Origin of the sequence: Ureaplasma diversum NCTC 246, assembly GCF_000731915.1 — a bacterium.
Taxonomy (GTDB): domain Bacteria; phylum Bacillota_I; class Bacilli_A; order Mycoplasmatales; family Mycoplasmoidaceae; genus Ureaplasma; species Ureaplasma diversum.
In genome coordinates this window covers 1-2,001 of sequence record NZ_JFDP01000109.1, presented here as the reverse complement: position 1 = coordinate 2,001, position 2,001 = coordinate 1, and the positions used below count along the sequence as shown (strand labels likewise).

The following is a 2,001-nucleotide window of genomic DNA, read 5'->3' as shown; positions in this document are numbered from 1 at the left end:
ATACTGCTACATCTTCTACTAAGTTCAAAGAAGCATGAGATGCAGCTAAACCAGAAGACCGAGTTAAACTAATTAAAATGGCAATCGAACCAGCTGGTAGAATTAATGATAAGTCATTCCAACAAACTGGATACAACGCATTATATCAATTCTACAAAGAAAACGGTATAGACATACCTGAAATTAAATAGTTTTAAATTTGTGTTTATAATATTTAATAGATACTATAAACACATTTTTTTATTTATAAATAAAAGCGGTAAAAATATGCAAGATAATAAAAACAACCAAGAACATGAATATGCGATTGAAATGCATCAAATTACCAAAACCTTTCTTAACGGAACTGTAATCGCTAATAAAGATGTAAATTTAATGGTTAAAAAGAACGAAATTCATGCCATTATTGGTGAAAATGGAGCTGGTAAATCTACTTTAATGTCGATTTTATTTGGAATCTATAAACAAGATTCAGGAACAATTAAAATCAACGGAGATTTAGTTAACTTCTCATCTGCTAAAGATGCATCAAAAAGTGGAATTGGAATGGTTCACCAACACTTTAAATTAATTGACACTTTCTCAGTACTAGATAATGTAATCTTAGGATCTGAAGGGGTTGATTCTTTAAAATTCATTAAAAGAAATAAAATTGCTAAAGAATTAAAGCAAATTATTAATGATTACAACTTAAAGATTGATTTAAAAGCTAAGGTTTCAAGAATTACTGTTGGTCAACAACAAAAAACAGAAATTTTAAAATTATTGTATCGAAACATTGATATCTTAATCTTTGATGAACCAACTGCTGTTTTAAGTGATGATGAAATTAAATCATTTCTTGAAATGTTAAAAGACTTTAAAGCAGCTGGAAAAACAATCATTATTATTTCTCACAAACTTAATGAAATTAAAGAAGTAGCTGATAGAGCTACAGTAATCAGACGTGGTGAATATATTGCTGATTTTGATGTTAAAGATAAAACAATATCTGAAATGGCAGAATTAATGGTTGGACGAAAATTAGTTGAAATCAAAAACAATACAGATACACCAATAGAAAACAAACCAATTTTAGAAGTTAATAACTTAGATATCACATCAATTCTAAAACGAGTTAGCACTAAATTAAAAACAAGCTCACACAATAGTGAACACAAAATCAACTTTAAAATTAATGCTGGTGAAGTGTTTGCAATTGCAGGGGTTGAAGGTAATGGACAAAGCGAATTAGCTCAAATGATCTCTGGTTTAATGAGTCTTAACAGTGGAGCTAGAATCATCCTTAATGATCAAGATGTAACTAAAAAAAGTATTAATGCACGATATCAAGCAGGTTTATCACATGTTCCTGAAGATAGACACAAGCACGGTTTAATCCTTGATGATACCATTGCTATGAACTCAGTATTACAAGAAGTTGATGATAAGAAATTTAGTTCATTAGGTTTTTTAAAACAAAATGAAATTAGTAAATATGCAATAGAAATCATTAAGAAGTATGATGTTAGAGGGACAACACGAGGAAATAATAATGCTCGTGGTTTATCAGGGGGAAACCAACAAAAGTTAATTATTGGTCGAGAAATCGAACGAGAACACAAATTAATTATGATGGTACAACCAACCCGAGGACTTGATTTAGGGGCAATTGAATTTATCCATAACCAAATCCTTAATGAGAAAAATAAAAATAACTCTGTTTTATTGATTTCATATGAATTAGATGAAATCTTAGCATTAGCTGATACAATTGCTGTAATGCAAGATGGTAAGTTCATTGATGTTGGTAGTAAAGATGTTATGACAAGACAAAGAATTGGTGAACTTATGGCAGGGGAGAAGAATGATGCTATCGTTTAAATCTAAATTGATGCTTGATAGTATAACCAAAAGTACACAACGTAAAAGCATCACAAAAAAAGTATTGTCTACGATTTTTGCAATTTTTGTAGCCATTATCGCTTCAACTATTCTAGTTGGAATCTTAAATTATGATAC

General features: G+C 29.7%; 2 protein-coding genes. Both read left to right on the top strand.

All coding sequences use genetic code 4. From position 1 onward, the window contains the following. The coding region (locus tag UDIV_RS04690; protein WP_038103769.1) for a hypothetical protein at positions 1–191 on the top strand (191 nt) is incomplete at its 5' end. 76 nt (positions 192–267) lie between these two features. Continuing rightward, positions 268–1,863 (top strand): ABC transporter ATP-binding protein, encoded by a 1,596-nt coding sequence (locus tag UDIV_RS04140; RefSeq protein ID WP_038103768.1) that lies wholly within the window; start codon positions 268–270, stop codon positions 1,861–1,863. Positions 1,864–2,001 lie beyond the last annotated feature (138 nt).